Raw genomic sequence first — 1973 nt, 5'->3', positions numbered from 1 at the left:
GCGCCCCCCCCGGGGGGACGGGCGCCTCGCACCCCCCCCCCGCACCCCCGGGGTTTTCGGGCTCGGGGGGGGGGCGCCGGGCCCCCCCCCCCACCCCCCGAGCGGGCCCCGCGGCCCGCCGGCCCGTCTACTGGGCGCGGTCGAAGTCGATCGCGCTGTACGCGCGCAGCTTCGACAGGCGGTGCGTCGAGTCGATCTGCCGGATCGTGCCGGACTTCGAGCGCATCACCAGCGAGGACGTGGTCGCCGTCTCGGAGCGGTAGTGGACGCCGCGCAGCAGCTCGCCGTCCGTGATGCCGGTGGCGACGAAGAAGACGTTCTCGCCGGACACCAGGTCGTTGGTGTGCAGGACCCGGTCCAGGTCGTGGCCCGCGTCGATGGCCTTCTGGCGCTCGGCCTCGTCCTTCGGCCACAGCTTGCCCTGGATCGTGCCGCCGAGGCACTTGATCGCACAGGCCGAGATGATGCCCTCCGGGGTGCCCCCGATGCCGAGGAGCAGGTCCACGCCGGTGCCTTCGCGCACCGCCATGACGGAGCCCGCGACATCGCCGTCGGAGATGAACTTGATCCGGGCGCCCGTCTCGCGGATCTCCTTGACGATGCCCTCGTGGCGGGGGCGGTCCAGGATGACGACGGTGACGTCCTCGACGGCCATGTTCTTGGCCTTCGCGACGCGGCGGATGTTCACCGAGACGGGGGCGTTGATGTCGACGAAGTCGGCGGCCTCCGGGCCGGTGACCAGCTTCTCCATGTAGAAGACCGCGGACGGGTCGAACATGGTGCCGCGGTCGGCGGCGGCCAGGACGGCGATGGCGTTCGGCATGCCCTTGGCGTTCAGGGTGGTGCCGTCGATCGGGTCCACGGCGATGTCGACCTCGGCACCGGTGCCGTCGCCGACCCGCTCGCCGTTGAAGAGCATCGGGGCTTCGTCCTTCTCTCCCTCGCCGATGACGACGACGCCGTTCATCGAGACGGTGGAGATCAGGGTCCGCATCGCGTTGACCGCGGCGCCGTCGGCGCCGAGCTTGTCGCCGCGCCCGACCCACCGGCCCGCGGCCATGGCGGCGGCCTCGGTGACCCGGACGAGCTCCAGGGCGAGGTTGCGGTCGGGGGCCTCCGGAGAGACTTCGAGCTGGGGCGGCAGGTTGTGCTCGGTCATCGGAGCGCACCTTTCTGTACGGCGACGGCCGGAAGTGAGGGTGCTGGAACTCTATCGGTACGTCGATAAATTGAGCAGAGCGGGTCACGTATGAGCGGTATATCGGTCAGGTGATTGGCCTGAGCGGACACCTGGAGGCTTCCGCGCGGCCCGCGTCCGGGCGGCCGACCCGCCGCCCGGGCGACCCCGGCGGTGATCGCTCCCGGCCATGCGGGACGATGGTCCCGTGGCAGGTATGAGAGGCAAGCAGACGATCTGGGACATGGTCCGGTCGCTGGGCGTGATCGGCCTCGTGGTCGCGGGGATCTACATCTTCATCCCGCACGACGAGGACGCCGATCCGATCCGGACGGTCGACTACCGGGTGGAGACGATCACCGCCCGGCGCGCGGCCCCGTACCCGGTGGCGGCCCCCGTGGGGCTCCCGCAGGAGTGGCGGGCGACCTCGGTGACGTACGAGCGCAAGAACGCCGACGCCTGGCACCTGGGCTTCCTCGATCCGCAGCGGCAGTACGTGGCGATCGAGCAGACGACCGACGCCTCCGCCAAGAGCATCGGCCGGCTCACCCAGCAGGCGAAGGGCACGGGGCAGACGCAGCAGGTCGGCGATCTGGCCTGGGAGCGCTGGGAGGGCGAGAAGTACGACGCCCTCGTGCGGCAGGAGCAGGGCCACGTCACCGTGGTGGCCGGGACGGCCCCCTTCGACCAGCTCGCCGTGATGGCGGCGGCGCTGGAGTTCAAACAGGGCAGCTGAGCCGCCCGGTATCGCCGACGCACGACGCGTGATGTACGAAGCCGCCCGCCCCGGGATCCC

At 71.3% G+C, this 1973-nt stretch carries 2 protein-coding genes; one reads left to right on the top strand and one right to left on the bottom strand.

Translation table 11 applies throughout. The features are described from left to right. Positions 1-127: 127 nt before the first annotated feature. The gene (glpX, locus tag ACFWUQ_RS31410) at positions 128-1159 is read right to left on the bottom strand and encodes a class II fructose-bisphosphatase (RefSeq protein ID WP_054221849.1); all 1032 of its coding nucleotides are present in this window, start codon (positions 1157-1159) and stop codon (positions 128-130) included. A gap of 235 nt (positions 1160-1394) precedes the next feature. Here glpX and ACFWUQ_RS31405 point away from each other — a divergent pair, with 235 nt between their 5' ends. Continuing rightward, complete coding sequence (locus ACFWUQ_RS31405) at positions 1395-1913, top strand: DUF4245 domain-containing protein (protein WP_384544815.1); 519 nt, start codon at positions 1395-1397, stop codon at positions 1911-1913. Positions 1914-1973: the final 60 nt, after the last annotated feature.

The organism is Streptomyces sp. NPDC058662, assembly GCF_042716255.1.
Taxonomy (GTDB): Bacteria; Actinomycetota; Actinomycetes; order Streptomycetales; family Streptomycetaceae; genus Streptomyces.
The sequence above is the reverse complement of the archived record's forward strand: the minus strand, read 5'-3'. Positions and strand labels throughout refer to the sequence as shown.